At 34.3% G+C, this 26,207-nt stretch carries 31 protein-coding genes; 27 read left to right on the top strand and 4 right to left on the bottom strand.

Annotated elements, in window-relative coordinates; genetic code table 11:
- The first annotated feature begins 166 nt into the window (after positions 1 to 166).
- Positions 167 to 583: a Fur family transcriptional regulator gene (locus MYRA21_RS02135; protein WP_006260252.1), complete on the top strand. Its 417-nt coding sequence runs from the start codon at positions 167 to 169 to the stop codon at positions 581 to 583.
- Here MYRA21_RS02135 and MYRA21_RS02130 read toward each other — a convergent pair.
- From MYRA21_RS02130 to MYRA21_RS02115, 4 genes are all read right to left on the bottom strand, one after another.
- Positions 580 to 1,563: a YpdA family putative bacillithiol disulfide reductase gene (locus MYRA21_RS02130; RefSeq protein ID WP_006260251.1), complete on the bottom strand. Its 984-nt coding sequence runs from the start codon at positions 1,561 to 1,563 to the stop codon at positions 580 to 582. The two genes, MYRA21_RS02135 and MYRA21_RS02130, sit on opposite strands and share 4 nt — an antisense overlap.
- A 125-nt stretch (positions 1,564 to 1,688) precedes the next feature.
- A complete protein-coding gene (locus tag MYRA21_RS02125) occupies positions 1,689 to 2,390 on the bottom strand; it encodes a YceI family protein (RefSeq protein ID WP_006260250.1) in 702 nt (233 codons plus the stop codon).
- Between the two features lie 270 nt (positions 2,391 to 2,660).
- The gene (azu, locus tag MYRA21_RS02120; protein WP_006260248.1) at positions 2,661 to 3,173 is read right to left on the bottom strand and encodes an azurin; all 513 of its coding nucleotides are present in this window, start codon (positions 3,171 to 3,173) and stop codon (positions 2,661 to 2,663) included.
- 121 nt (positions 3,174 to 3,294) lie between these two features.
- The gene (locus MYRA21_RS02115; protein WP_006260247.1) at positions 3,295 to 3,795 is read right to left on the bottom strand and encodes a hypothetical protein; all 501 of its coding nucleotides are present in this window, start codon (positions 3,793 to 3,795) and stop codon (positions 3,295 to 3,297) included.
- 148 nt (positions 3,796 to 3,943) lie between these two features.
- Between MYRA21_RS02115 and MYRA21_RS02110 the strand changes: the two genes are divergently transcribed.
- The 26 genes from MYRA21_RS02110 (at position 3,944) to MYRA21_RS01985 (ending at position 26,199) form a co-directional block, all read left to right on the top strand.
- Positions 3,944 to 4,519 (top strand): DJ-1/PfpI family protein, encoded by a 576-nt coding sequence (locus MYRA21_RS02110; protein WP_006260246.1) that lies wholly within the window; start codon positions 3,944 to 3,946, stop codon positions 4,517 to 4,519.
- An 89-nt stretch (positions 4,520 to 4,608) separates the two neighbouring features.
- Positions 4,609 to 5,469 carry a carboxylating nicotinate-nucleotide diphosphorylase gene (gene nadC / locus MYRA21_RS02105; RefSeq protein WP_006260245.1) on the top strand — a complete coding sequence of 287 codons (861 nt, stop codon included), beginning with the start codon at positions 4,609 to 4,611 and terminating at the stop codon, positions 5,467 to 5,469.
- 12 nt (positions 5,470 to 5,481) lie between these two features.
- Positions 5,482 to 6,861, top strand: coding sequence for a TFIIB-type zinc finger domain-containing protein (locus MYRA21_RS02100; RefSeq protein WP_006261971.1), 1,380 nt, complete (start codon positions 5,482 to 5,484; stop codon positions 6,859 to 6,861).
- A 2-nt stretch (positions 6,862 to 6,863) separates the two neighbouring features.
- Positions 6,864 to 7,865 (top strand): SPFH domain-containing protein, encoded by a 1,002-nt coding sequence (locus MYRA21_RS02095; protein ID WP_006260241.1) that lies wholly within the window; start codon positions 6,864 to 6,866, stop codon positions 7,863 to 7,865.
- Between the two features lie 3 nt (positions 7,866 to 7,868).
- The gene (locus MYRA21_RS02090) at positions 7,869 to 8,108 is read left to right on the top strand and encodes a hypothetical protein (RefSeq protein ID WP_006260240.1); all 240 of its coding nucleotides are present in this window, start codon (positions 7,869 to 7,871) and stop codon (positions 8,106 to 8,108) included.
- Positions 8,109 to 8,132: 24 nt separating this feature from the next.
- The gene (locus tag MYRA21_RS02085) at positions 8,133 to 9,032 is read left to right on the top strand and encodes a YihY/virulence factor BrkB family protein (RefSeq protein WP_006260239.1); all 900 of its coding nucleotides are present in this window, start codon (positions 8,133 to 8,135) and stop codon (positions 9,030 to 9,032) included.
- Between the two features lie 39 nt (positions 9,033 to 9,071).
- Positions 9,072 to 9,500 (top strand): DUF2147 domain-containing protein, encoded by a 429-nt coding sequence (locus MYRA21_RS02080; protein WP_006260238.1) that lies wholly within the window; start codon positions 9,072 to 9,074, stop codon positions 9,498 to 9,500.
- 666 nt (positions 9,501 to 10,166) lie between these two features.
- Complete coding sequence (gene priA, locus MYRA21_RS02075) at positions 10,167 to 12,617, top strand: primosomal protein N' (protein ID WP_006260237.1); 2,451 nt, start codon at positions 10,167 to 10,169, stop codon at positions 12,615 to 12,617.
- 48 nt (positions 12,618 to 12,665) lie between these two features.
- Positions 12,666 to 13,202: a DUF4375 domain-containing protein gene (locus MYRA21_RS02070; protein ID WP_006260236.1), complete on the top strand. Its 537-nt coding sequence runs from the start codon at positions 12,666 to 12,668 to the stop codon at positions 13,200 to 13,202.
- 121 nt (positions 13,203 to 13,323) lie between these two features.
- Complete coding sequence (locus tag MYRA21_RS02065) at positions 13,324 to 13,872, top strand: helix-turn-helix domain-containing protein (protein ID WP_006260235.1); 549 nt, start codon at positions 13,324 to 13,326, stop codon at positions 13,870 to 13,872.
- A 74-nt stretch (positions 13,873 to 13,946) separates the two neighbouring features.
- On the top strand, positions 13,947 to 14,288 hold the full coding sequence (gene rpsF, locus MYRA21_RS02060; protein WP_006260234.1) for a 30S ribosomal protein S6: 342 nt from the start codon (positions 13,947 to 13,949) through the stop codon (positions 14,286 to 14,288).
- 5 nt (positions 14,289 to 14,293) lie between these two features.
- Positions 14,294 to 14,590: a 30S ribosomal protein S18 gene (gene rpsR / locus MYRA21_RS02055; protein ID WP_006260233.1), complete on the top strand. Its 297-nt coding sequence runs from the start codon at positions 14,294 to 14,296 to the stop codon at positions 14,588 to 14,590.
- Positions 14,591 to 14,656: 66 nt separating this feature from the next.
- Positions 14,657 to 15,100, top strand: a complete 444-nt coding sequence (rplI, locus tag MYRA21_RS02050) for a 50S ribosomal protein L9 (protein ID WP_006260232.1) — start codon at positions 14,657 to 14,659, stop codon at positions 15,098 to 15,100.
- 213 nt (positions 15,101 to 15,313) lie between these two features.
- Positions 15,314 to 15,943 carry a hypothetical protein gene (locus MYRA21_RS02045; protein WP_006260231.1) on the top strand — a complete coding sequence of 210 codons (630 nt, stop codon included), beginning with the start codon at positions 15,314 to 15,316 and terminating at the stop codon, positions 15,941 to 15,943.
- A 61-nt stretch (positions 15,944 to 16,004) separates the two neighbouring features.
- Positions 16,005 to 16,478, top strand: a complete 474-nt coding sequence (locus MYRA21_RS02040) for a DUF6495 family protein (RefSeq protein ID WP_039328446.1) — start codon at positions 16,005 to 16,007, stop codon at positions 16,476 to 16,478.
- A gap of 12 nt (positions 16,479 to 16,490) precedes the next feature.
- On the top strand, positions 16,491 to 18,488 hold the full coding sequence (gene ligA, locus MYRA21_RS02035; RefSeq protein WP_006260229.1) for an NAD-dependent DNA ligase LigA: 1,998 nt from the start codon (positions 16,491 to 16,493) through the stop codon (positions 18,486 to 18,488).
- A gap of 65 nt (positions 18,489 to 18,553) precedes the next feature.
- Positions 18,554 to 18,979 carry a hypothetical protein gene (locus MYRA21_RS02030; RefSeq protein ID WP_235280030.1) on the top strand — a complete coding sequence of 142 codons (426 nt, stop codon included), beginning with the start codon at positions 18,554 to 18,556 and terminating at the stop codon, positions 18,977 to 18,979.
- A gap of 35 nt (positions 18,980 to 19,014) precedes the next feature.
- Positions 19,015 to 19,302, top strand: coding sequence for a hypothetical protein (locus tag MYRA21_RS02025; RefSeq protein ID WP_039328445.1), 288 nt, complete (start codon positions 19,015 to 19,017; stop codon positions 19,300 to 19,302).
- Positions 19,302 to 19,640, top strand: a complete 339-nt coding sequence (gene tnpB / locus MYRA21_RS02020) for an IS66 family insertion sequence element accessory protein TnpB (protein WP_082013829.1) — start codon at positions 19,302 to 19,304, stop codon at positions 19,638 to 19,640. The genes MYRA21_RS02025 and tnpB overlap by 1 nt, the downstream gene beginning before the upstream one ends.
- 49 nt (positions 19,641 to 19,689) lie before the next feature.
- Complete coding sequence (locus MYRA21_RS02015; protein ID WP_039328444.1) at positions 19,690 to 21,207, top strand: IS66 family transposase; 1,518 nt, start codon at positions 19,690 to 19,692, stop codon at positions 21,205 to 21,207.
- Between the two features lie 181 nt (positions 21,208 to 21,388).
- On the top strand, positions 21,389 to 22,270 hold the full coding sequence (dapA, locus tag MYRA21_RS02010) for a 4-hydroxy-tetrahydrodipicolinate synthase (RefSeq protein WP_006260226.1): 882 nt from the start codon (positions 21,389 to 21,391) through the stop codon (positions 22,268 to 22,270).
- Positions 22,271 to 22,282: 12 nt separating this feature from the next.
- Positions 22,283 to 22,798: a ferritin gene (locus MYRA21_RS02005; RefSeq protein WP_006260225.1), complete on the top strand. Its 516-nt coding sequence runs from the start codon at positions 22,283 to 22,285 to the stop codon at positions 22,796 to 22,798.
- Positions 22,799 to 22,960: 162 nt separating this feature from the next.
- Positions 22,961 to 23,767 (top strand): outer membrane protein assembly factor BamD, encoded by an 807-nt coding sequence (locus MYRA21_RS02000; RefSeq protein ID WP_006260224.1) that lies wholly within the window; start codon positions 22,961 to 22,963, stop codon positions 23,765 to 23,767.
- A gap of 14 nt (positions 23,768 to 23,781) precedes the next feature.
- Positions 23,782 to 24,093: a DNA-directed RNA polymerase subunit omega gene (locus MYRA21_RS01995; protein WP_006260223.1), complete on the top strand. Its 312-nt coding sequence runs from the start codon at positions 23,782 to 23,784 to the stop codon at positions 24,091 to 24,093.
- Positions 24,094 to 24,113: 20 nt separating this feature from the next.
- Positions 24,114 to 25,322, top strand: a complete 1,209-nt coding sequence (gene coaBC, locus MYRA21_RS01990; RefSeq protein ID WP_006260222.1) for a bifunctional phosphopantothenoylcysteine decarboxylase/phosphopantothenate--cysteine ligase CoaBC — start codon at positions 24,114 to 24,116, stop codon at positions 25,320 to 25,322.
- Positions 25,315 to 26,199, top strand: coding sequence for a DUF4835 family protein (locus tag MYRA21_RS01985; protein WP_006260221.1), 885 nt, complete (start codon positions 25,315 to 25,317; stop codon positions 26,197 to 26,199). The genes coaBC and MYRA21_RS01985 overlap by 8 nt, the downstream gene beginning before the upstream one ends.
- The last annotated feature ends 8 nt before the right edge of the window (positions 26,200 to 26,207 follow it).

The following is a 26,207-nucleotide window of genomic DNA, read 5'->3' as shown; positions in this document are numbered from 1 at the left end:
TAAATATATGTTTTTATTATTTACTACAACACTCAAATATGTTTATTTATATTAAAATATTTTGATTGTTTTTAAGCTAAAGAGTTGTTAAATGGAATCTGATTACGTAAAAACGAGTTGATAAACAAACATTGTTTATCTTTGTTTATACACAAAATGAGAGACTATGAGTACCCTAAATTTAGAGCAAGAATTAAAAGCTAAAAAGATTAATCCTACTGCAATGCGTTTATTGGTTCTAAAATTCTTGAAGCAACAAAAAGGTGCAGTATCACTTGCTGATATAGAGGCAAGCTTTGAACAATCTGATCGAGTGACATTATATAGAACCGTAAAGACTTTTGAAAGCAAAGGATTACTTCATAGTATTACGACTAATAATATTACTCATTATGCGCTATGTGCTCAGGGGTGTGACGAAAAGAATCATCACGATACTCATCTACATTTCGTGTGTAATAATTGTAAAAAGACAATCTGTTTAACACAAGTGTCTATCCCTAAAATAGAAGTACCAGCTGGTTTTCAGCTAGATGATATAGACGTAGTAGCTAAAGGGGTGTGTAAGGAGTGCAAGCCCTAAAATCGACGATATCGATACTTAGAGATGATGTGGGTAAGAATGGTAACAGCGTGAATTCTAGAGTTCTCAATAAACCAAGTGTGCGTGTTTAAACCACCGCATACTACACCTGCTAAATATAAGTTCGTCACATTTGTTTCCATAGTTTCTGTATTGTAAGTAGGAGTCTGATTAGCATCATTAGATATTGTAACTCCTAATTGTTTTAAAAAGGCAAAGTTAGGACGATATCCTGTAAGTGCAAGGACAAAGTCGTTTTTTATTGCTAGTTCTTCGTTATTTGTGTTGATTATAACTGTATTATCAGTTATTTCTTTGATGTTACTGTTGAATAGGGCAGTGATACTTCCTTCTTTAATTCTATTTTCAATATCCGGTTTTACCCAATATTTTACATGAGAACTAATTTCTTTATCTCTTACAACCATAGTGACATTTGCTCCTTTGCGATAGCATTCTAATGCTGCATCTACAGAAGAATTACTTGCACCTACCACCACTACATCCATACCTGCATAATAATGAGGATCTGTGTAGTAATGAGAAACTTTAGGTAAGTGTTCTCCTGGAATGTTTAATGGATTTGGAATATCATAAAAACCAGTCGCTACGATAATGTCCTTAGCTGTATAGTTATCCTTAGAAGTCTTTATATCAAATGATCCTTCTTCATTTTTAGTCGCTTCTAAGACAGTTTCGAATAAGTTTATCGTAAGTTCATTAGTCGTTACCACTCTACGGTAGTATTCTAAAGCTTCACTACGACGAGGTTTGTTTTCTTTACTAATAAAAGGAATCTTGTCTAACTCTAATAATTCAGAAGAAGAAAAGAACTGCATATTAACAGGATAGTGATATAAGGAATTAACTAAACAACCTTTTTCTATGATTAGATAAGAAAGTCCGTTCTTCTTAGCTTCTAGTCCACAGGCTATACCTATAGGGCCACCTCCTATAATTATAATGTCAAAATGCTTCATTGTATCTATTTTCTATTCGCAAAACTCAAAGTTACGGCTTTATTCTTGTTCCTCTTTTAGAAAGCGGGTAAAAAAATAAGAGCTACTCGTTAGAGTAGCCCTTACAGGATATATTGTGAATGAAATTATTCAGTTACTTTATCAGCTACTAAATGAATTCCTATTTCCATATCTTGACTAATAGCCCAGTCAGCAGGGTTAAGAGCAGCACCTGAATCTTTATCAGTAGTACCGAATACTAATCCCCATTCTGTACGGTCAGCTACGAATGCAGCATCCATAACAGCTTTACCATTCTCTACAGTTACTTTAGCAGGGAAAGTGATGTTTACAGTTTTTCCTAAGATAGTTAAGTTTCCACTTACTACTTTATTAGCTCCTTCTATTTTACTAGTGTGTTTAGCAGCGTCGAAATCTTCTACATTAGTGATTTTGAAATCAACAGTCGAATTAGCTTCTACGTTAAAGAAGTCAGCACTTTTTAAGTGACCTTCTAATTTAGCGATATCTTCATCAGCACTTACAGAAGCACGATCAACTTTGATAGAGTTCATATCGATAGTATAAGAACCTGCGTTTAACCCATTTGCATCGATAGCGATATCACCAGCTTTTAAAGTTAAAGTACCATAACGAGGGTTAACTCCTCCTTTGTGACCTACTTTCCAAGTTACATTACTCTCAGTCAAGTTTACTGAATATTTGTCTCCTTGTTCTACAGCTACTTCTTGTTCTGTTGTAGTTGTTGCTTTATCTGCATTTTTGTTTCCACAAGATGCAAGAGTTAACGTAGCGATTACAGCTAACGATAATACAATTTTTTTCATTTTATATGCTAATTTGTTGATACAAATATACATGCTTAAATAAGAATAAACAATCAGTCAGAAAAAAATGACTACTAATTTTGAGCTAAAAAGCTTTAAAAGTGTCATATTTAACATTTTTTGTGCTTTTTATTTGGGTTTATTGATGAAATTAAATGACAATGTTTTCTTTTACAAGAGTAGAGTACAAACTACTTTAGAATAGAGTAATAAAAAATGGGATGTTTTAATTAAACACCCCATTTAAAGATTTGCATTAAAAATATATTACTATTCAGCAATTAATTTACCTTGCATTAAAGCGAAGTGAGCAGGGAATGTACATAAGAAGTCATAAGTACCTGCTTCAGTAATTGTGAATTCAATAGTATCAGATTGTCCACCTCCTAAAGTTTTAGTATGTGCTACTACATTTTCTAAACCACTTGGATGAATATAGTCAGTTTCTGTTGCTTGAGCAGCTTCAGTAGCAAAAGCAGTCATGTCTGTACCTGGTTTTAATAATACCCAGTTATGCCCCATAATTGCTTTATCCATTTTACCAGTATGTTTTAAAGTCAATGTAACTTTCTCTCCTACAGGAACACGAATTTCAGTTTGGTCAAATTTCATTTGATCATCTGCATTTAACGTGATTTGTACACCTGTTACTTCTTCTGGTGCTGCTGTTGTTTCAGCAGGCGTTTCAGTTGGAGTAGTTGTTGTATCTACTTTTTTCTCACCACATGAGAATAACATAGTACTTGTTGCTAAAACAGCTAGAGCTAAGTTTAATTTTTTCATAATTATTTTATATAATATTATTTATTTGTTAAGCGCTTTTAAGCGCTCATTTTGAGTACTATAAAGGTACGATAAATAACATTATTGCTCACTTTTTAATGTTTAAAATTTGTTAAAAAAACTACTGTTCTTTAAAAGAAGCTAAAGTGTTTAAGAAGTTGTCTTTTTGCGCTTCTTTATTCTGCCCTGTTGTCCATGTAATGTATTGATAGTTAGCTTTTTTTCCATCTAATATTACTTGTATCATATACATCATATCTTTATCTTGAGACATCAGTAGTTCATACTTCTTCCCTGGTATTCCGTTTATTCGGACATCTTCTTGTACTATTATCTCATAGTTCTCTCTTTTGTTATAGCTAGCTAGAGATTGTTTAACGTATTCTTCGAAGTTTGCCGTCTTATTTTTGTCTTGATGTACAGTGACTAAATACATCTGTTTAAACGTATTTCCATATTGAATATCAGCATCAGGGTATAATTCTTGCATCGGTGCGAATGTACCAGGTACTTCTATTGTATATAGATCTAAGACTTTGACATCTTGTGTTGGGGCTACTTTTTGGTTACAGCTGATTAGTGTAAAGAATGTAGCAGCTACTAAGGCGATTTTTGTTCTCATAGTCAAAATAAATAGGATTAATTAGATTTTTAAAGTTACTAAAAAGTATTCGGAGCAGATGTTATTTTATGGTTATTTTTTAAGATACAGTTTTTGGACTACTCATAATTGTTTACCTTAGAAGGGTATTAACTTAAATAAAAACAATATGGCAAAATCAGTTTTAATGTTAGCAGGTGACTTCGTAGAAGATTATGAAGTAATGGTTCCTTATCAAGCACTATTATCAATTGGAGTACAAGTAGATGTGGTATGTCCTGGAAAGAAGAAGAATGAAGTGATTGCAACTGCTGTACACGACTTTGTAGGGTATCAAACTTATGCAGAACTAAGAGGACATAATTTTGTAATCAATAAGTCATTTGATGAAGTGAATGTAGCAGATTATAATGGACTGTATATCTGTGGAGGGCGTTCTTCAGAATATATCCGTCTAAATAGTAAGGTAATTGACTTTGTGAAGTACTTCTTTGAAAAGAATTTACCAGTAGCGGCTATCTGTCACGGTATTCAGGTATTAACTCCAGCAGGTGTATTAAATGGAAGAACACTGACTGCTTATCCAGCAGTAGGACCAGATATCACTTTAGCGGGTGGTCATTATAAAGAAGTAGGAGTAGATAAAGCTGTGGTAGACGGTAATTTAGTTACTTCTCCTGCATGGCCTGGACACCCTGATATCCTTAGAGAATTCTATAAAATGTTAGGTGTAGTGATAGGATAAGCTTGTTATTATAACTCATAGTTTGCGATGTTCTATAATAAGATTTGCTAAAACATTTCTTATTTTAGCATCGCAAATTTTTTTTAAATATGATTTCAGAAGCACAATTTCAAGCAGAATTAGATATAATTATTAAGAACGCTATACGTGAAGATGTAGGAGATGGAGACCATAGCTCATTAGCTTGTATTCCTTCTACAGCTACAGGTAAGGCAAAATTACTAGTAAAAGAAGCAGGGTATATAGCAGGAGTAGAGTTCGCACAACAAGTATTGAACTATGTTGACCCTACTCTAGAAGTAGAAGTGTGTATTCAGGATGGAGCGAAAGTAGAAGTAGGAGATATAGTCTTATATATCTCAGGGTCTTCTCAGTCTATTCTAAAGGCTGAGCGACTAATGCTTAATGCCATGCAGCGTATGAGTGCTATCGCTACGAAGACTCGTGTATTCGTAAACTTATTAGAAGGTACGGGTACTAAGATATTAGATACACGTAAGACTACACCAGGTATACGTGCGATAGAGAAGTGGGCAGTAAAGATAGCTGGAGGAGAGAACCACCGTTTTGCTCTTTATGATATGATTATGTTGAAAGATAATCATATTGACTTCGCAGGAGGTATCAAAGAAGCGATTGAAAAGACAAACCAATATTTAAAAGACAATAATAAAGAGCTAAAGATCATCGTAGAAGCTAGAAGCATCGATGAGGTGAAGCAAATCTTAGCTTGTGATAATGTTCACCGTATCTTGTTAGACAATTTTGACTATGCGATGACACGTGAGGCTGTTGCATTGATAGGTGATCAATGTCAAACGGAGTCGTCAGGTAATATCGATGAAAGCACAGTTAGAGAGTATGCATTATGTGGAGTTAACTATGTTTCTTCAGGAGCATTAACACACTCAGTGTACAATATGGACTTAAGCCTTAAAGCAGTATTGTAGTAAAAGAGAAATATGGCAAAAACAATAAAGAAAATAGTATGTCCTCAGTGTGGGAGTAATCAGGTTGATGAGACTAAGAAAGACCACTATATCTGTAGAAGCTGTAATACACAGTTCTTTCTAGATAATGATGATATTACTATTAACCATAATTATAATACGGGTAAACTGAATAATGAACAAGGAGTGCAGATTGCTAAAAAAGCCATTATAGGCTTCTCTGCTGTTATCTTTATCTATTTCGCTTACCAGATCAGTAGATTCATATTTGCAGATTCTACACCAGCCCCTGTTACTACCACAGAGTATAACACCACCCCACCTCCTAAGCGAGATGTGAGATATGTCAATGCTAGTTATTCAGAAACAGCCTTAATGATCGACCCAAAAGGGAAGAATACCATCGTCTTTACAGGGTGGTTTAATGATATCTTTGCTGAGAAAGGTAAGGAAAATGAGGTATACACCATCTTACTAGACGCGACTACAGGAGAAGAAATCAGTAGAACACTTCTAGAAGTAGACCTATCTATAAAAGGAGCAGGTACGCATAGCAGTAAATTAGATTATTATAGAGGGGCTAATGACGAGCTATTCCTTATTGTGAATAGTTACTATTTATTCTTGTATAACCCTTCTCAGAAAGTGTTTGAGAATGTGACAGAATCTTTCTTTGTTAAGTATCCTGAGTTTGCAGGAGGAGTAGCAGCGATAGAATCTAGAACTTTTGATCAATGTCTGACAGTTACGAATAATAAAGGAAAACAATATGCCTTATTTGCAGATATAGGTGTTGTATTACCTATAGATAAAATCTCTAATATATACGATAAGAAATTAACGGATCCAGTTAAGACTACATCCTATAAATTTACGCGTATAGGTTTTGATTTTCCAGAAGAAGAAATACAGTTGATACAATACGAACATTGGACTCAAAAAGGTTTTCCACAATACAATGTAAGTTTTAACTGGAGCAAAGATTACGGTAGATCGGGTATATTCACAGAGAAGTCTCCTTATAAGAAAGTTTTAGTGATGCCGTATACTAAATCTAGAGCGAAGATAGTTTCTATTAAAGACCTTACTCCTAATCATACTTATGTAGATGGAGCACGTGTACTAGTAGGAGACGCAGAGTCTGTTATCATTGCTATCAAGATGTCTGTATTGGAGAACGAGACTATAACACTGCAGAAGATAAGTGGGGTAGATGGTAGTGTGTTATGGACTAAGAAAACGGACTGGAAAGAGATCCGTAGTATTGATGTAGAAGGAGATTATATATTAGTAAGGTTAGACAGTACTAATATTGCTATAATAAATAAGGATGGAGAGATCAAGATGACTTCAGACCTTTATGAACTAAAGACAGTAGGAAAAGAGATATAACTATGGGATTATTCAATATTTTTAAGAAACAGCTAGCTTCTGTTATAGAATGGAAGGATCAACCACAAGATGTCGTATGGTATCAATTTCCGTCGCCAACAGATGAGATCAAGAATGCATCTAAGTTAATCGTAGCACCGAGTCAAGGATGCGTATTAGTATACGATGGAAAAGTACAAGATATACTCCTAGAAGAAGGAACCTTTAGTCTGAGTACAGCTAATCATCCTTTTATTACGACATTGATTAATATTCGTCAGAATTTTGAAAGTGAGCATAAGTTAAAAGTGTTCTTCTTTAGACAATCTCAGATTATTAATCAGTCTTGGGGTACTCCTAGTGCGATTAAGTATGTAGATAAGCATTATGATATTCCGATAGAACTAGGAGTGAATGGGACATTCTCGTTTAAGATACAGGATATTAACTTTCTTTATAGAGAGGTTATTAGCAATGCGAATGTATATACAGCGATGGACTTAAAAGATATCCTTATTCAACGCATTCCTCAGGCTATCACTACTTATCTATCAGGAGCCTCATTTGGCTATACGGAGATAGATGCGCAGCTAGAAGTAATCTCTACCGAAATCAAGAATAAACTAAATGAAGAGTTTGCTGCTTTAGGACTTGCATTGACAGACTTTAAAGTACTAGGAACAGTATTCGATACCAAGACCCAACAGCGTATTGCCACTGTGTCTAATATAACTTCTGATGTAAAAGCAGCAGAAGCAGCAGGAATGACGTATGCAGAGTTAGAGAAGTTGAAAGCTCTGAGAGATGCTGCTCGTAATGAAGGTGGACTAGCAGGGGCAGGAGTGCAGATGGGAGCAGGACTAGAGTTAGGTAAGCAGCTGGGTATCGCTTCTAATCAAGTGCTGGAGCAGTCTGGAGATGATGGGCTTCAAGTTTTAAAGAAATTAAATTTATTATTACAAGAAGGAATCATTACACAAGAAGATTACGATCAAAAAAAGAAAGAAATATTATCAAAACTATAGCGTATGAAGTATATTATCGGTTTTATAGTTTGTATCTTAGTATTAATAACAGCATTATATGTTATTTTAGGTTTTTGGGGAATAGCCATGTTTGATTCAGAACATCTAGTCAATACCTATAAGACCATCGGAATAGTAATAGTAGTAGCCTTATTTTTGATTATGGCAGTGAGCTTTTTCTTTAAGCGTGATCATAAAGGTTATGATACGACTAAGGGAAATATAGCACATCCTAAAAAATAGCTTGATAAAAAGAAAAGAGATTAAATGTCGCAGGAAATAGAAGAAAGATTAGACAGAATACCTGTCATACGTACGATAGTCCGGACTTTAAAATGTATTCGTTTTAAGGTGTTAGAAGGGTATTCTCTTTATGATTTAATAGAATTATATGTCTTAGGGATTATAAAAGGAGCATTCTCCTATAGGGCAGGATCTATCGCCTTCAGTTTCTTTATGGCGTTATTTCCGTTTGCACTTTTTATACTGAACTTGATTCCCTATATCCCGATAGACAATTTTCAGGTAGACTTTATGCAGTTTATCGAGAGTTCTGTCCCTCCGAATACCTTTGGTGCGATAGAGTCTATTCTGAGCGATATTATGAATAACAGTTATCGCTCGTTACTATCATCCGGATTCTTGCTATCTATATTCTTAATGACTAATGGAGTCTTTGCGATTATAGGAGGATTTGAGTCTTCGTATCACATTATTGTTTCTCGCAATCTGATTAGACAGTATCTTGTCGCATTAGTCTTATCTGTATGTCTAGCGATACTAGTCATTTTCTCTGTTGCATTCTTTGTGACACTAGAGGTGGTGATGTATAAGTTTAACCTAGATTCTATGTTGATACAGTGGTCTAGAAGCATATTCTTATTGTTAGTAGTACTGATGACTACCTCTATCTTATACAAGTTCGGAGCCAAGCAGACCAAGCAAGTATCCTTCATCTCTATAGGGTCTGTATTTACGACTATTCTTTACATACTTACTTCTTATCTCTTTGGGGTATATGTATTGAGATTTGCTCGCTATAATGAGTTATATGGCTCTATTGGGACGTTGTTAGTAGTGATGTTCTATTTGTGGATTAACTGTATGATTCTATTGTTAGGTTTTGAATTAAATTTAGCTATAAATAAATTAAAGTCAAAAAAATAGCTATATTTGGGTTATAACCTTAAAATTAAACGCTGAACTATGAGAAATTTTTTAACGACAATTGTGTTGGTGTTAGCTGTGTCTTTATCAGCACATGCACAGAGTATAGTAGGTAAGTGGAAAACGATAGACGATAGTACAGGAAAAGAGAAGTCTATTGTTGAAATTTACGAGAAAGACGGTAAATATTACGGACAGGTAAAGAAACTTTTAAACCCATCTAAACCTAACCCAAAATGTGATAACTGTGAAGGAGATGAGAAGGGAAAACCTATCGAAGGGCTTGTTATCATTAAAGACTTACAGAAAAAAGGAAATGAATATACAGGTGGTAAAATCACTGATCCTGAAAGTGGTAAACAGTATAAATGTACTGTGAAACTAAATGGGAAGGATAAGCTAGATGTGCGTGGATATATCGGATTATCTCTGATAGGAAGAACACAGACGTGGAAAAAAGCAGATTAAAGATAAGTGAAGTATTTATAATAGTTATTTTATAATACAGAGATAGATTATCTAAAATAATTTTAAAAGATATAAAGGTCATTAGCACGCGCTAATGACCTTTTCTTTTGGGTAGAAGTCTTGTGTGGTATATAATCGGAGAGAGAAGAGGGAGTGAAGCCTGTAATTATGGCTACCTAATAGTTATCAAGCAAATCATTATTCATAGGTTCTATTTCTTCAACACCCCTACAACACTTCTTCAACATTGCTTCAAGAAACAAGCCTTCTAGTAGAGCAATCTTGGGGTATTGTTGAAGAAGTGTTGAAGGAAATGCTATAACTGCTTATATACACTGCTGTTAGGAGCTGTTGGGCAATTAGGATAGAAATGTTTGTTTTTGATTTATGTTATTGATTAGTAGTGTTTTGTGTCGTTTTTAGGGAGTGAAAAAAGTGATGCTTTTTTTATGTGGTATTTAGGTGTTATACATCACAGATTAGAAACCTTCAACAACGCGAGTAGAGGTGTATCGCGTGCATCTACTAGAAGTAATGAGATGTTATATATTACAGAATATATATAACCTTGCGATAAATAAGAGCGAATATAGTACTGATGGGATGAGATAAAAATAAAGCGATTATCTTTGTAATTATTGATTTCTAAAAAATAGTACTATTAGTATGAATTACTTTGTTGAGGTTATTGTTCCATTAGCTTTAGACCCTACGTTTACTTATGCTGTAAGTGAGGCAGAATACGAGTTTATCCAAGTAGGGATGCGCGTAGCTGTTCCTTTTGGTCGTTCTAAAGTATATACGGCTGTGGTAATCGAAAAACACAATAGAGTACCTCAGTACTATGAGGCAAAAGAAATCAATGAGATTATAGATCTGACTCCTGTTGTCACTGAGAAACAGATCAGCTTATGGAAGTGGATAGCAGACTACTATATGTGTACGATAGGGGATGTGTATAAGAGTGCTATGCCATCACAGTTACTTTTAGAAAGTGAGACACTTATACAGTATAATCCGGATAGTACTATTAAAGCAGAAGAATTAGATGATGCAGAATATTTAATATATGAGGCACTTCAAGTACAGTCTATTCTTAAAGTAGAAGAGATTATAGCAGTACTGAACCGAAAGAAGGTCTTCCCTGTGATTAACTCTCTTCTAGAAAAGAAGATGATATTCTTACAAGAAGAGATGGTGGAGAAGTATAAGCCGAAACAGATTAGATATGTCAAACTAGCGGAGCAATACTTGGCTGAGAATGGTTTGGCAGATTTGATGGAAGTAGTCTCTCGTGCTGAAAAGCAAAGAGAGATGATCTTAAAATATTTTCAATTGCAGGCTGTGCACAAAAAGCCGATTACAGTCAAACAGTTAGTAGAAGAATCAGAATCTACATCTGCAGTAGTTAAGGCACTTATTAATAAAGGCATATTTGAAGATTACTATTTAAACCAAGATCGTGTGATCTTCGGGGATGCAGTACAAGATATTATCGAGTTAAGTGATGAGCAGAGTAAAGCTCTTTGGGAGATCGGGCAGTCATTAGAAACGAAGGATGTCGTCTTACTACACGGTGTAACTGCGTCTGGTAAAACAGAAGTATATATCAAACTTATAGAGAAATACTTGGCAAATGAAGGACAGGTATTATTTCTATTGCCAGAGATAGGGCTTACAACACAATTAGTGATGAGGTTGACTAGCTATTTTGGAAACGAAGTAGCAGTGTATAACTCAAAGTATTCTCACAATGAACGATTAGAAGTCTGGGATCAGGTATTGAATAAGTCTGAAAAAGCAAAAGTGGTTATCGGTACAAGGTTATCTGTCTTCTTGCCTTTTCAGGATTTACAGTTGATAGTAGTAGATGAAGAACAAGAAGGAAACTATAAGCAACACGATCCAGCTCCTCGATATCACGGAAGGGATGCAGCTATCGTATTGGCAAAACAGCACAATGCTAAAGTAGTCTTAGGATCTGCAACACCGAGCTTAGAAACGTATTACAATGCTACACAAGGCAAGTATGGTTTAGTGGAATTAAAGAAGCGCTATACCAATGTAGTCTTGCCAGAGATTGTTTTAGTAGATGTAAAAGATAAATATAAACGAAAACAGATGACAGGGCATTTCTCAGATCAGTTGATCGATGAGATAAATATGGCGTTGTCGTTAGAAGAACAGGTTATTCTGTTTCAGAACCGAAGAGGTTTCTCTCCTGTCGTAGAGTGTATGACTTGTGGAGCTGTACCAGAATGTCCTCATTGTGATGTGAGTTTGACATATCACAAGTATAAAAATGAGTTGAGGTGTCACTATTGTGGTTTTACGCTACCGATGCCCAAACAGTGTTTTAGATGTCACAGTGTGGATCTGAATACAAAAGGATTTGGTACAGAGCAAGTAGAGGAAGAATTAAAAGAGTTGTTTCCGAATAAGCGTATTGCGCGTATGGATCAAGATACAACTAGAGGAAAGTATGGCTTTGAGAAATTAGTAGAGTCCTTTCAAGCGAGACAAATCGATATTCTAGTAGGAACGCAGATGTTGGCGAAGGGATTTGATTTTGACAATGTGAATTTGGTCGGAATAATGAATGCGGACAACAGTTTGTATCATCCTGACTTTAGAGCGCATGAGCGGGCATATCAGATGATGACACAGGTAGCAGGTAGGGCAGGGAGAAAGGATAAAAAGGGTAAAGTGATTATTCAGACATTTAATCCGTATCACAATATCATACAGCAAGTGACTCATTATGATTATATGGGAATGTATAAAGAGCAGATGTATGAGCGATATAACTTTAAGTATCCTCCTTTCTATAGATTAGTTAAGCTGACACTAAGACATAAAGAGTTCGAGAAGTTAAAAGAGGCTTCATTTTGGTTGTATAACAACCTGAAGGAGCAACTAGGTGTACCTGTTTTAGGACCAGAAGAGCCTGCGATTAATAGGATACGCAATCAATATATACGAGTGATTTTAATTAAAATTCCTCAGAATGTACCTCTGATAAAGACAAAAGAGAATGTTCGAAAAATATTGAAAAGTTTTGAAGCGATAGGACAGTATCGCTCTGTGAAAGTAGTCGCTAATGTAGATTTCTATTAGCGATTTTTTTAGAAGGTAAAAGAAGTGTTATAAAAAAGAAATAATAGTATGGAATTAAAAATTGTAGTATCACAAGATTCATTTAATAGTCAAGAGGCTTATGATATCGTTTATTCAAATATCACGTTTATTAACTTGGTAAGAGAAGAAGGAGGATTAATGGAAGAGACAGTTCACCCAGATGCAATCCTAAGTTATTATCTTGATTATTATTTAGCTCAATATAAGAATGGAAACTTCTCTCAGATTGTTTGGAATACTCAGGCTGATTATGAGTTTTTTGCTATTATAGCTGATGGGCTAGAGAAAATAGGAGCTACACAAAACTTAGCTCTTTTAAAGAAGCAACTTGAAGTTTTAAATAATATTGACGAAACTGTATTAGAGGCATTCTGTGAGTCGGATTACTTTGGTACGAATCCTACAAGAGATCTGTTGAAGAATGATGATTTCTATAATCTAGAAGAGGATATCGTAGAGTTAAATGCGAAGTGGTTGAGAAATCACCCTGATCTAGATGTATTATCTATAGAAGGAATGTATCAGAGAGCAGAGGCATTATTAGACAAGAAAATAGAAAGATAAATAAGAGGGAGTGAAAAAGCTTAGATTTACTGAAGTGTCTTAGATATGTCATAGTTATGTCATAAGGAATATTATACATCTGATGTAGTTTTGAATTGTTTAAAATATAATAAAGAAAGCTATGAATGTATTAAGTCAAAAATTGAAAGAACTAAGAGTGATAAAGGGGTTTTCTCAAGAAGAGTTAAGTGAAAGGTCAGGTATTAGTATTAGGACAATTCAACGAATCGAAAAAGGAGATAGTGAACCACGAGGAACGACTTTACAATTGTTATGTGGTGCTTTAGGGCAAGATATTAAAGATATTATTTCTGTTGAGAAGATAGAACTAATTGTAAGTAGAAAGTATTATTTGTCAATATTAGTAGGGCTTATTATTCCTTTGGGAAATGTTTTAGGTCCTTTTATAGTTTGTATTAGCAATAATAGAGAGGAGTTTAAGAAAGAAGGGAAGCATATTATTTATAATCAAATAGTTTATGCGTTGTTGTCGGCTTTTATCATTATTATCTGGACAATAGGGAAAATTAATCATGTAGCAGGAATCAACTATGTTTTAATGTTTTTTCTTTGTTTGTCATTTGCTAATTATGGGGTTAGTGTTTATGCTTTATATAAAATGAATAAAGAAACAAAGAGAATGTTTTATTATCCGTTTTTTAAAAAATAAGAAATTAGTTTTGGATAGTATGTATAAAGTTGTATTTTTGCACCCAATTTTGTAACAAATAAAATTTAGTATTTATGAATCATTATGAAACTGTTTTCATCTTGAATCCCGTTTTATCTGAAACTCAGATAAAGGAAACAGTAGTGAAATTCGAAGAATTTCTTACTTCTAGAGGAGCTGAGATGGTAGCTAAAGAGGACTGGGGCTTAAAAAAATTAGCTTATGAAATCCAACACAAGAAAAGTGGTTTTTATCACTTATTCCAATTCACAGCACCTGCTGATATCATCATCAACTTAGAGACTGAATTCAGACGTGACGAAAGAGTTATGCGTTTCTTAACTGTAGCTTTAGACAAACACGCTGTATCTTGGGCTGAGAGAAGAAGAGAGAAATTAAAATCTAAAAAAGCTTAATTGTTATGTCAAGTATAGAGCAATCTGCAAAAGGAAAAAAAGACGGAGATATCAGATATTTAACGCCTTTAAACATTGAAACAAACAAAACTAAAAAGTATTGTCGTTTCAAAAAATCAGGAATCAAATACATCGACTATAAAGATGCTGATTTCTTATTAAAATTCGTTAACGAGCAAGGTAAAATTTTACCACGTCGTTTAACAGGAACTTCTTTAAAATACCAAAGAAAAGTATCTGTAGCGATCAAAAGAGCACGTCACTTAGCTTTAATGCCATACGTAGCTGATTTATTAAAATAATAACAAATCATAAAGTTGTTGGTTTTCATTCGTGAAACCTAACTTCTTATAAAAAGGACATCAACAATGGAAATTATCTTAAAACAAGACGTTCAAAAGTTAGGATTTAAAGATGACGTAGTAACTGTTAAACCAGGATACGGACGTAACTATTTAATCCCTCAAGGGATGGCTGTATTAGCTACTCCATCTGCTAAAAAAGTATTAGCTGAGAACTTAAAACAAAGAGCGCACAAAGAAGCTAAATTAGTAGCTGATGCTAAAGTTATCGCTGAGGCGTTAAAAGCTTTAGAAATCAAGATTGCTGTTAAAGCTGGTGGTGAAAAATTATTCGGATCTGTAACTAATGCAGATATCGCTGAGGTTTTCGCTAAAAATGGTCAAGAAGTTGACAGAAAATACATCACTTCAGGAGTTATCAAACGTTTAGGTAAATATACTGCTAACGTTCGTTTACACCGTGATGTAATCGTTGAAGTTGATTACGAAGTAATCGCTGAGCAAGAATAGTCTTAAAAGATTATATATAGAAAAGGCCTTCCATTTGGAAGGCCTTTTTTTTTGCTATATAATTTAGCTAAATTATGTAAGGGAGGTTGGTTGATTACTAGTGTTTTTTTGTATCTTGGAAGTGTATAAAACTAAGCTGTGAAAAATAGCTTAATACTTCATTTATAGGAAGTAAGTAGTCGATTTAGTAGTGTTTAAAAACAAAAAGTAGTTATGAATAGATTAGTGAGAGTTTTAGGTATAGTTGTTATTGGGGTGTCTTTATTTGCTTGTAAGGATGACAAAGATACTTCTGGTGCAGAAGGAGAGGTGATAGAAACAGTGGTGACAGATGAAAGTACTAATAAAAATAAGGTAGAAGAAGAAGATACAACTACACCATGGCAGAACTTATACGAGCAAGAACCTGCTATTCTAAAGAGTACTGAAAAGATATTTAAGATCGACAATAAGAAAGCTGTTACGCTAATGGATGAGTCGAATAAGATATCTGTGAGTAAAGATGGGCTTGAGACAGTATTAGCTGCGTTAAAGACTACTGCGGCTAAAGACTATTTAGGTGAAGACTTCAATAAGGCTGTAATAGCTAATGGTGGTACGGGAGTAGTGGTGAGAGTAGATGTGTCTCCGAATGCAAAGAATGATGGTTCTAATAAAAGAGGAAATTACTATCAATTCACTATTTATGAAAATTATGAAGATAGAATAGTGACGGTGGGTACATTCATTTTTGATGTAAGAACGTTGTCATTTTATGAAATGGATATTGTGGAGGCAGATTATGTGCCATTAAAGTATGCAGTGTCTATGAAGAAGTCTTTAGCAGAGATAGTACAGAATTAATTTATCACATTATACGAATTGAAATGAAGGTATTATCTTTGTTTCAAATGCAATTTATATTATGAAATACAGTAGGCTTACGAAAGAGCAGTTTGAAGAATTACACCCAGAGTTTATTAACTTCTTAGCTGCACAGCAGATAGATAAGAATGAATGGGATAAGATAAAAGAAGAAAAGCCAGAAGTAGCAGAACAAGAGTTAGATATTTTCTCAGATTTAATTTGGGAAGGAGTACTGACGAATGCTAAATATTTAGAACATTATTCTAAGAGCCATATATTTTTGTTTGGTTTCGACGATAAAGAAATCAAGACTATCGTAATTAAGAGTAAACAATCAGATATAGATCTTTTAAGTAAAGAAGGACTGCAATGGTTATCAGATGCAGTGTTTACAGAAGATGTGGAAGTGAGACATGGAGGAAAAATCTTTGGAGAGAATCGCAATGAAGAAATCTTTAGTTTAATCCAACAAGGAGCTATTCTGAGTGATGGTCATTTATATGGTCAATTTAAAGAAATGTTGAAACTGTAATCGTTTTAAAAAATGGATATTAAAGCACAATTAGATTTACTTCGCAAAGAATTAAATGAACATAATTATAATTATTATGTGTTGGATAATCCAACGATTTCAGATTTCGATTTTGATCAGAAATTAAAAGAATTAGAGAAGTTAGAATTAGCTCACCCAGAATATTTTGATATAAATTCTCCAACACAAAGAGTAGGAGGTACGGTGACTAAGAACTTTGATACTATAGTACACCGTTATAGAATGTATTCTTTAGATAACTCTTATTCTAAGGAAGATTTATTAGACTGGGAACAACGTGTACAGAAAGTATTAGGTGATGTGCCAGTAGAGTTTACATGTGAATTAAAGTATGATGGTGCATCTATTACGATTACGTATGAAGATGGAGTGCTGGTAAGAGCAGTGACACGAGGTGATGGAGTGCAAGGGGATGATGTGACTAATAATATTAGAACAATTAGATCAGTTCCTATTCGATTAAACGGAGATTATCCTCAGAGTTTTGATATTCGTGGAGAGATTGTATTGCCATTGGCAGGGTTTGAAAAGATGAATCAAGATTTGATAGAAATCGGAGAGACGCCTTATTCTAATCCAAGAAATACAGCTTCTGGTAGTTTGAAATTACAAGATAGTGCCGAGGTTGCAAAACGTCCTTTAGATTGTCTACTTTATAATATAGTAGGAAGTGATCTAGGGGTAACAACACAATATGAAAGTTTAGACAAAGCTAGAGCATGGGGATTTAAAGTTCCTACTATCTCTAAGTTAGCTAAGAATATTGATGAAGTATTAGAGTTTATAAATTATTGGGATATTCATAGACATGAGCTACCTTATGAGACAGATGGAGTGGTGGTTAAGGTCAATTCATTGCATTATCAAGATGAATTAGGGTATACTTCTAAAGCACCGAGATGGGCTATAGCATATAAATTTAAAGCTGAACAAGCAGAGACTGTATTAAACTCTATATCATATCAAGTAGGTAGAACAGGTGCTATAACTCCTGTAGCAAACTTGGAACCTGTACAGTTGGCAGGAACGATAGTAAAACGTGCTTCTTTACACAATGCAGATCAGATAGCGAAGTTAGATATTCGTGTAAATGACTCTGTATATGTGGAAAAAGGAGGAGAGATTATCCCGAAAATAGTAGGTGTGAATTTAGAGGCTAGACCAGCTGACTCTGAACGTACAGTATACATTAAGGAATGCCCTGAATGTGGTACTAAGTTAAAGAGAAGTGTCGGGGAGGCACAACACTATTGTTCAAATGTGTATGGATGTCCACCTCAAATAGCGGGTAGGATACAGCACTTTATCTCTCGTAAGGCGATGGATATAGAGGGGCTGGGAGAAGAAACTGTAGTACTGTTGTACAAAAATGAATTAGTAGAGAATTACGCTGACTTATACGAGTTAAAGAAAGAAGATGTTCTAGGTTTAGAACGCATGGGAGAGAAGTCTGCAGATAATCTGATAAAAGGTATAGAAGCTTCTAAACAGGTTCCTTTTGAACGTGTATTATACGCATTAGGGATCCGTTATGTAGGAGAGACTGTGGCTAAAAAGTTAGCAAATCATTATAAGACAATAGATGCTCTGGCAGAAGCTCCGTTAATGGAGTTGATAACAGTAGATGAAATTGGAGAAAGAATAGCACAAAGTGTAATAGACTTCTTTAGTAGTGATATTAATAAAGAAATAATTGCTAGACTAAAGGGATATGGTGTGCAATTTGTGTTAGAAGAAAAGGAATCTACGGTAGTGTCAGATGTTCTTCTAGGACAGACATTAGTGGTATCTGGGGTGTTTGAACAAATGTCTCGCGATGAGATTAAACAAGCTATCGAAGATCATGGAGGAAAAGTAGGAAGTTCTATTACCTCTAAGACTAATTATGTCGTGGCAGGAGATAAAATGGGACCATCTAAGCTAGAAAAAGCAAATAAACTAGGTATTAAAATATTAACAGAAGCGGAGTTTATTGCGTTAATTCAATAATTCGATGTTAAATGTAGTATTACCTAATTAGCTATTTGTTTATCTTTACAAAAACAGTAACTTATATGTGGTTTAATACTTTAAAGAAAAGATCACTTCAAAAAGTAGTAGAAAAGTCAACATTAAAAGCAGTACCGGTCGATTTTAAATATGATTTTAAAGAAATCGGTATTGTAGTAGATAAAGCAGAAGCTAAGGTTATTCCAGATTTAATTAAAAGTTTAGAAAGAAAAGGAATACCTAGTACAAAAATACATTTCTTGGTTTATGCAAAAGATAGCAAGAAGAATAATGAGGAGCACCTGTTTGGGATGAGTGAGTTCACATTAACAGGAGGTATAGAGAATAAAGAAGTCCTTGAGTTTATTGAAAAGAAATGTGATTTGTTGATTAGTTATTATACAAATCAGGCTTTGCCTTTATTATGGGTGACATCAAAGTCTAATGCTATTTTTGTATCCGCCCGAGCAACTACATGTTTCATAACATGATGTAAGATAGTAAGTTTGCTTGAAATAATAAAGAGATGAGCAAACAAGAAATTATGTACTCTCATGTAGAGGATTGGAAAGCAAGTGGATTAACACAATCAAAGTATTGTGAAAGTGCAGGAATTAACCTGGCGACATTTAGCTATTGGGTAGTAAAATATAAGAATAAGACAGTTGAAGATGGAGCAAGTAACTTTATAGCAATAGGTAAAACATCGAAAACAGAAGGTACAGAATACGAAATCGTGTATCCTAATGGAGTGAAGCTTCGTGTAAAAACGAAAGACTTAAGTGATCTTTATTCATTAGTAAACCTTGTGTAATGTTTAGTCTGAGTAGTAGCCACCAATTCTATTTATATAAATCAGCATGCGATATGCGCAAGAGTTTCGATAGTCTTTGTGGTCTTGTTCAAAACGAATTGAATCAAGTAGCTCACAATGGAAGTGTCTATGTCTTTATCAATCGTCGCTGTAACCAAATGAAGCTTTTGCATTGGGAAACAGGCAGATTTGTGTTATATCACAAGCGATTAGAACAAGGAACTTTTGCCTTTCCTTCTCATAACAAGTCACAAATAAGTTGGAGTGATTTGGTGCTTATGATTGAAGGAATCCAAGTAATAAAAAGTAGTCAAAAAAGACGGTTTTCTATGAAGTAAATACTCTTGAATCCTTGTGTAAATGTGGCTTTTGTCGTATATTTACTTCATGGAAATAGACCTTGAAAACTTATCAAAACAAGAACTTTTGACGCTTATAAAACAGCAGTCAAAAACTATTTCTAAACAAGAACAAGAGAACATTAAGTTAGAGGAAAAAGCTACTAAGTATGAATATTTGTTCAAACAACTTCAACGCATGAAGTTTGGTCAAAGCAGAGAGCGCTTTGAAGATCCTAATCAGACTCAATTACCTTTAGATGTTGAGCCAGAAGTTATGCAAGAACAAGAAGAGGTAATCAAACAAGAGATCACTTATTCTCGCCAGAAGAAAAAACATCCAGGAAGAGCTAAACTACCCGATCATTTACCTGTAGAAGAAATAGAAATCTACCCAGAGGGAGATTTTTCTGATAAGATTTGTATTGGCAAAGAAACTACAGATGTCTTAGATTATGTTCCAGGTTACTTTAAAATAAAACGTTACATCCGATATAAATACGCCACGAAAGACAAAGACAATACGCAAATCAGTATTGCACTGCTTCCAGAGCGAATTATAGATAAAGGAATACCTTCTGAAGGATTATTATCTACAATACTTGTTGACAAGTATGTAGATCATCTTCCACTACACCGTCAGAAGCAACGCTTTTCAAGAGAAAATATCGATATAGCTTCTTCTACTATAGATGGCTGGGCAGCTCAATGTATGGATGCTTTAAAACCACTATATGAAAAGCTTGTGATGGACATCAAAAATGAAGGTTATCTTCAAGTTGATGAAACCACCATCAAAGTCTTAGATGAGAAAAAGAAAGACAAATCTCATTTAGGCTATTACTGGGTATATCACGCACCTATATCCAAACTCGTGATGTTTAATTACAGTCCTACTCGTGCCAGTAGTGCTGCATTACCTATATTAGAAAACTTCAAAGGATATCTGCAAACCGATGGTTACGCGGGATATAAAGCCTATGGGAATAAGTCAGGTGTCACACATCTTGGCTGTTGGGCACACGCTCGTCGTGAATTTGAAAGAGCTTTAGACAATGATAAAACAAGAGCTCAACATGTACTTGTAGAAATACAGAAGCTATATGCTGTGGAACGACAGGTTAAAGAACAAAACTTAACTCCTGATCAAATCAAAGAGCTTCGTCTGAAAGAGAGTTTACCAATCATCAATGAACTTGGTAAATATATGTTTACTCAGATGAAATTAACTTTACCTAAAAGTCAAATAGGTAAAGCTTTTGCTTACTCACAAACTAGATGGGATAACCTAAGTGCATATTTATACAATGGGAACTTACAGATAGATAACAACCTTGTAGAAAACGCAATCAGACCTGTAGCACTTGGGCGTAAAAACTATCTCTTTGCTGGTTCTCATGATGCTGCACAAAGAGCTGCTATGGCCTATACGTTTTTTGCTAACTGTAAAAAGCACGACGTTAATCCATACCAATGGTTAAAATATGTTCTTGAAAATATTCAATCCATCAACCACAAGAACATTACAGACCTATATCCTCATAATTACAAAGACCTTATAGGATAATTTTCATACACTACAAGATGTACTTGCTCGGGTGGATACCTATTTTTAAAGTGGGAGTTTCCTCAGAAAATACACAATTGAATCATTTTAGTTTAGCTTTAGAGCGATTAGATGTAGAGAATTTTGTAGACAATTTATTTAAATATATTAACGTTTTTAAAAATTAATAATTAGAAGAACTATGCAATCACTTATTGGTACGGGAGTGGCATTAGTAACGCCATTTAACAGCGATTTTTCTGTAGATGTAGAAGCATTACAGAATTTGGTAGAATTTACAATAGCAGGAGGGGTAGAGTATCTAGTAGTATTAGGAACTACTGGGGAGTCAGCAACTCTTAGTAAGGAAGAAAAACAGTTAGTCAAACGTACCGTAATAAAGGCTAATAAGAAAAGATTGCCATTAGTATTAGGAGTAGGAGGAAATAATACACATGCTGTATTAGATGAATTAACACAGGAGAACTTAGAAGGGTTTGATGCTATATTATCAGTATCACCTTATTATAATAAACCTACACAAGAAGGAATTTATCAGCACTTCAAAATGATTGCTGAGAATAGTCCATTACCTATTATTTTATACAATGTACCTGGTAGAACAGGAAGTAATATGGCAGTAGGGACTGTAGTTCGTTTAGCGAATGAGTTTAAGAATATCATTGGTATAAAAGAGGCAGCGGGAAGTATGGTACAAGGGATGGAGTTAATCCGTCAAAGTACTCGCAAAGACTTTTTAGTAATATCAGGAGATGATGCGATCGCATTGCCTTTGGTGTTAGCAGGAGGAGCTGGAGTTATTTCAGTAATAGGACAAGGTGTTCCTCAAAAGTTTACAGATATGATTCGCCTAGGATTAAAAGGAGATATCAAAGAGGCATTTAAATTACAATATGAATTAATGCCTATTATCGATATGATCTTTGAACAAGGAAACCCTGCTGGAATCAAAGAGATATTAAAGTTAGAAGGAGTGATGCAAAATACGCTTCGTTTGCCATTGGTTAATGTAGATACAGACTTAGCTTCAAGAATCGAAAAAGAAATTAAAATACTGAATTAAAAAAAGAAAGTTATGTTATCAGAAAAATTAGAAAAAGCACTTAATGAGCAGATTAAAATAGAGGGGGATTCTTCTCAGATTTATTTAGAGATGGCTTCTTGGGCAGAGATTCAAGGATTCGAAGGGATTGCTACTTTTATGTTCGCACAATCAGATGAAGAACGTCAACATATGCTTAAATTAGTTAAATATGTAAACCAAAGAGGAGGACAAGCTGTTATCCCTGCTGTGACAAAGCCAGAGTTGGATCACACATCATTTAAAGCGTTGTTTAAGCAATTGTTTGATCATGAGGTGTTTGTTTCAAAAAGCATTAATGAATTAGTACATATAGCTTTAGAAGAGAGAGATTATGCAACTCATAATTTCTTACAGTGGTATGTGTCAGAACAAATAGAAGAAGAAGCTACAGCACGTACAATTCTTGATAAGATAAACCTTATTGGAGATGATAAAGGAGGTTTATATTTATTCGATAATGATATTAAAAACTTTAACCAACAAGCGAATAATAACCCAGCAGTTTAATCGTTTAAGGAATAATGATTTATATGAAAAGATGTCATTTTAGACATCTTTTCTTTTTAATATAAAAAGCTTTTTGTATAATGCAATTATTAATTTAAATTTGCATTTGCTTTTACAGGACTATCTTGGAAATGCTTTTGTCAAAAACAACGAAAAACATTTATGAAAAAATATATCGGTTTATCTATTCTTATGCTTTCAATAGCGAGCTGTGGACCAATGCAAAAGGCTTTGAAATCAGAGGATTATGAATATAAAAAAGAAGTAGCAAATCAGTTTTTTGAGAAAGGGAAATATAGAAATGCTATTCGTCTTTATGAACAATTAGAGACTGTTTATAGAGCGAATCCTAAAGCAGAAGATATGTTTTTTAACTTCGCTGAGGCGACTTATTTGACAAAAGACTATGAATTATCAGGGTTTCGTTTTAAAAACTTTGCGGCTACATATCCAAGAAGTGATAAGCGTGAAGAAGCTCTTTTAAAAGAGATTAAGTCTGGTGTCGCATTATCACCTGTGTACTCTTTAGATCAAAGAGTGACTTATGATGTAATAGATAAATTACAAAAGTTTATTGATCAATATCCTGGTTCTAATTTTGTATTTGAAGCTAATTCAATTATGCAAGAGATGAATGAGAAGATCGAGAGAAAGACTTATGAGAATGCAAAGCAGTTAAATACGATTGGAGATTGGACTAGAAATTACAATGCTGCTATCGTAGCATTAGATAACTTTATCTATGATTATCCAGGTACGAAATATAAGGAAGATGCCTTGTTCTATAAGTTTGATTCAGCTTATAAATTAGCAATGAACAGTGTGCATTATAAAATGGAAGAACGTCTGAATACAGCAAAGTCAATGTACGACGTATTAGTTCGTTTTAATGCAGAAACAAAATACAAAAAGCAAGCAGATGGTATGCTTGAAAATATACAAGAAGAATTAGCAAAATTTTCAAAATAACTTAAGCGAAAGAGATGGATTTAAAGAAAACAAATGCTCCAGTAAACACAATTACTTATAACAAAAGTAAGATTGAAGAGCCTACAGGAAATATTTATGAGGCTATTACTATAATTGCTAAGAGAGCAAACCAAATCAACACAGAAATCAAGAATGAGTTGGTTGACAAGTTGGAAGAGTTCGCTACTTACAATGATAGTTTAGATGAAGTATTTGAAAATAAAGAACAAATAGAAGTATCTAAATTTTATGAAAAATTGCCTAAAGCTCAAGCATTAGCTGTAGAAGAGTGGTTAGAAGGTAAAGTTTCATACAAAGAACAATAGAACATAAATAATACTTAGTGATGTCAAGTTTAGGCGGTAAAAAAATAATACTAGGTGTAACTGGTGGAATTGCCGCGTATAAGACGGCACACTTAGTACGTTTACTTATAAAAGCAGGTGCCGAGGTCCAAGTGATCATGACACCTGCTTCTCATCAATTTGTAACTCCTTATACTTTATCTACTTTATCAAAGAATCCAGCATATACAAATTTCTTCAATGATGCTGGTGAAGGAGGGACATGGAATAATCATGTTGATTTAGCACTCTGGGCTGACCTAATGGTTATAGCTCCTGCGACTGCCAATACATTAGCGAAGATGGCTAATGGATATTGCGATAATCTCTTAATGGCAATCTATCTATCTGCTAAGTGCCCTGTTATGGTAGCACCTGCGATGGACTTAGATATGTATGTGCACCCTACTACAGACCGTAATTTAGCCTTGTTAGAAGGTTATGGTAATCTTATCATTCCTGCTGAGGAAGGTGAATTAGCAAGTGGTTTAGTTGGGAAAGGTCGTATGGCTGAACCTGAGACAATCTTGCAGGCTGTAAAAGATGTGTTGTTAAATAATTTGCCCCTAAAAGGAAGAAAATTATTAATAACTGCGGGGCCTACATACGAACCTATAGATCCTGTGCGTTTTATAGGTAATCATTCTTCTGGAAAAATGGGGTATGATATCGCTCTAGAGGCTGCTAAGCAAGGTGCTGATGTAGTATTAGTATCAGGTCCTAGCAATCAGAAAATAGCGCATGAACGAGTAAAGGTTATCTCGGTTATGTCTGCTATGGAGATGTATGAGGCGTGTCATCAGTATTATGCTGATGTGGATGCTGTGGTTGCCGCTGCTGCAGTAGCAGATTATCGACCTAAAGAAGTAGCTACTGAAAAGATTAAAAAGAACAGTGAAGAGTTTATAATAGAAATGGATAAGAATCCTGATATATTAGCTTCACTAGGTGCTATAAAGAAAGAACAGTTTCTGATAGGTTTTGCACTAGAAACTCAAAATGAGATAGAACACGCAAAAGCTAAAATCAAGAAGAAGAATTTAGATTTAATTGTTTTAAATTCTTTAAAAGATGAAGGAGCAGGTTTTGGAAAACCAACGAATAAGGTTACCTTTATAGATAAAGATTTTAATATAGAACCTAAGGAATTAAAATCTAAAGAAGAAGTAGCTCAGGATATTATATATAAGATAATTAAACATTATGAATAAACTTATTTGGCTTTTTGGTTCGCTTTTTATAGTTCTAAACAGTTATGCTCAGGAGCTTAATGCAATAGTAACGGTTAACCATAGCCAAGTAGGAAATAGTAATCAAGCTTATTTCAAATCACTAGAGAAATCACTTAAAGATTTTATAAACAATACCAGTTGGACATCTAAGAAGTTTTCTCCAGTGGAGAGGATAGATTGTATGTTCTTTCTGAATGTAACTACTTACGGTAATAATACAGTATCTGGAACCCTTCAGGTCAAATCATCTAGACCTGTTTATGGATCTGGATATTCTACACAAGTATTATTGTTCAACGATAAGGATATTGTTTTTAATTATATTGAGTTTGAATCTCTTTATTACAATCCCAATTCATACGACTCTAATTTGACTTCTTTGATAGGATTTTATGCGAATCTAATTATAGGATTGGACGCAGAAACGTTTAGTAAAGGTGGAGGGAGTACTTATTTGCAAACAGCAAATGGTATAGCTTCTATTGCTCAGCAAGGAAATTATAGAGGATGGAAGCAAGGGGATGGTAGTAATACAAGATATTCTTTTATTAGTGATTTAGCTTCGGGAGTTGGAGAGGCTTATAAAGATGCTTTATATAAATATCACCGTTTAGGATTAGATCGTATGAGTGATAATGTAGCGGATGGAAGAGATGGTATTCTGCAAGCTTTAACAGCTTTAGAAGGTTTTAATTCTACTCGACCAAATTCTTTTCTGACACGTGTTTTCTTTGATTCTAAAACAGATGAGTTGATAGGTGTTTATGGTGGAGTGACAGATAAAAATAAGAAACGTGTAGTGGAATTATTGAATAAATTAGCTCCATTAAATGGATTAAAATGGAATAGTCTTTAGTTCTAAAA

The organism is Myroides sp. A21 (assembly GCF_000807225.1).
Classification (GTDB): domain Bacteria; phylum Bacteroidota; class Bacteroidia; order Flavobacteriales; family Flavobacteriaceae; genus Flavobacterium; species Flavobacterium odoratimimum.
This window is presented reverse-complemented; position numbering and strand designations above follow the sequence as displayed.

Bases quoted from the DNA above. Each gene is read 5' to 3' on its own strand.
- azu (WP_006260248.1), bottom strand. From the start codon at position 3,173: ATGAAAAAATTAAACTTAGCTCTAGCTGTTTTAGCAACAAGTACTATG.
- MYRA21_RS02070 (WP_006260236.1), top strand. From the start codon at position 12,666: ATGGAATTAAAAATTGTAGTATCACAAGATTCATTTAATAGTCAAGAG.
- MYRA21_RS02030 (WP_235280030.1), top strand. From the start codon at position 18,554: ATGTGGTTTAATACTTTAAAGAAAAGATCACTTCAAAAAGTAGTAGAA.
- nadC (WP_006260245.1), top strand. From the start codon at position 4,609: ATGATTTCAGAAGCACAATTTCAAGCAGAATTAGATATAATTATTAAG.
- MYRA21_RS02005 (WP_006260225.1), top strand. From the start codon at position 22,283: ATGTTATCAGAAAAATTAGAAAAAGCACTTAATGAGCAGATTAAAATA.
- MYRA21_RS02085 (WP_006260239.1), top strand. From the start codon at position 8,133: ATGTCGCAGGAAATAGAAGAAAGATTAGACAGAATACCTGTCATACGT.
- priA (WP_006260237.1), top strand. From the start codon at position 10,167: ATGAATTACTTTGTTGAGGTTATTGTTCCATTAGCTTTAGACCCTACG.
- MYRA21_RS02025 (WP_039328445.1), top strand. From the start codon at position 19,015: ATGAGCAAACAAGAAATTATGTACTCTCATGTAGAGGATTGGAAAGCA.
- MYRA21_RS02100 (WP_006261971.1), top strand. From the start codon at position 5,482: ATGGCAAAAACAATAAAGAAAATAGTATGTCCTCAGTGTGGGAGTAAT.
- dapA (WP_006260226.1), top strand. From the start codon at position 21,389: ATGCAATCACTTATTGGTACGGGAGTGGCATTAGTAACGCCATTTAAC.
- MYRA21_RS02040 (WP_039328446.1), top strand. From the start codon at position 16,005: ATGAAATACAGTAGGCTTACGAAAGAGCAGTTTGAAGAATTACACCCA.
- MYRA21_RS02045 (WP_006260231.1), top strand. From the start codon at position 15,314: ATGAATAGATTAGTGAGAGTTTTAGGTATAGTTGTTATTGGGGTGTCT.
- tnpB (WP_082013829.1), top strand. From the start codon at position 19,302: ATGTTTAGTCTGAGTAGTAGCCACCAATTCTATTTATATAAATCAGCA.
- MYRA21_RS02110 (WP_006260246.1), top strand. From the start codon at position 3,944: ATGGCAAAATCAGTTTTAATGTTAGCAGGTGACTTCGTAGAAGATTAT.
- MYRA21_RS02115 (WP_006260247.1), bottom strand. From the start codon at position 3,795: ATGAGAACAAAAATCGCCTTAGTAGCTGCTACATTCTTTACACTAATC.
- rpsR (WP_006260233.1), top strand. From the start codon at position 14,294: ATGTCAAGTATAGAGCAATCTGCAAAAGGAAAAAAAGACGGAGATATC.
- MYRA21_RS02135 (WP_006260252.1), top strand. From the start codon at position 167: ATGAGTACCCTAAATTTAGAGCAAGAATTAAAAGCTAAAAAGATTAAT.
- MYRA21_RS02130 (WP_006260251.1), bottom strand. From the start codon at position 1,563: ATGAAGCATTTTGACATTATAATTATAGGAGGTGGCCCTATAGGTATA.
- MYRA21_RS02080 (WP_006260238.1), top strand. From the start codon at position 9,072: ATGAGAAATTTTTTAACGACAATTGTGTTGGTGTTAGCTGTGTCTTTA.
- MYRA21_RS02015 (WP_039328444.1), top strand. From the start codon at position 19,690: ATGGAAATAGACCTTGAAAACTTATCAAAACAAGAACTTTTGACGCTT.
- rpsF (WP_006260234.1), top strand. From the start codon at position 13,947: ATGAATCATTATGAAACTGTTTTCATCTTGAATCCCGTTTTATCTGAA.
- MYRA21_RS02125 (WP_006260250.1), bottom strand. From the start codon at position 2,390: ATGAAAAAAATTGTATTATCGTTAGCTGTAATCGCTACGTTAACTCTT.
- MYRA21_RS01995 (WP_006260223.1), top strand. From the start codon at position 23,782: ATGGATTTAAAGAAAACAAATGCTCCAGTAAACACAATTACTTATAAC.
- rplI (WP_006260232.1), top strand. From the start codon at position 14,657: ATGGAAATTATCTTAAAACAAGACGTTCAAAAGTTAGGATTTAAAGAT.
- MYRA21_RS01985 (WP_006260221.1), top strand. From the start codon at position 25,315: ATGAATAAACTTATTTGGCTTTTTGGTTCGCTTTTTATAGTTCTAAAC.
- MYRA21_RS02095 (WP_006260241.1), top strand. From the start codon at position 6,864: ATGGGATTATTCAATATTTTTAAGAAACAGCTAGCTTCTGTTATAGAA.
- coaBC (WP_006260222.1), top strand. From the start codon at position 24,114: ATGTCAAGTTTAGGCGGTAAAAAAATAATACTAGGTGTAACTGGTGGA.
- MYRA21_RS02090 (WP_006260240.1), top strand. From the start codon at position 7,869: ATGAAGTATATTATCGGTTTTATAGTTTGTATCTTAGTATTAATAACA.
- MYRA21_RS02000 (WP_006260224.1), top strand. From the start codon at position 22,961: ATGAAAAAATATATCGGTTTATCTATTCTTATGCTTTCAATAGCGAGC.
- ligA (WP_006260229.1), top strand. From the start codon at position 16,491: ATGGATATTAAAGCACAATTAGATTTACTTCGCAAAGAATTAAATGAA.
- MYRA21_RS02065 (WP_006260235.1), top strand. From the start codon at position 13,324: ATGAATGTATTAAGTCAAAAATTGAAAGAACTAAGAGTGATAAAGGGG.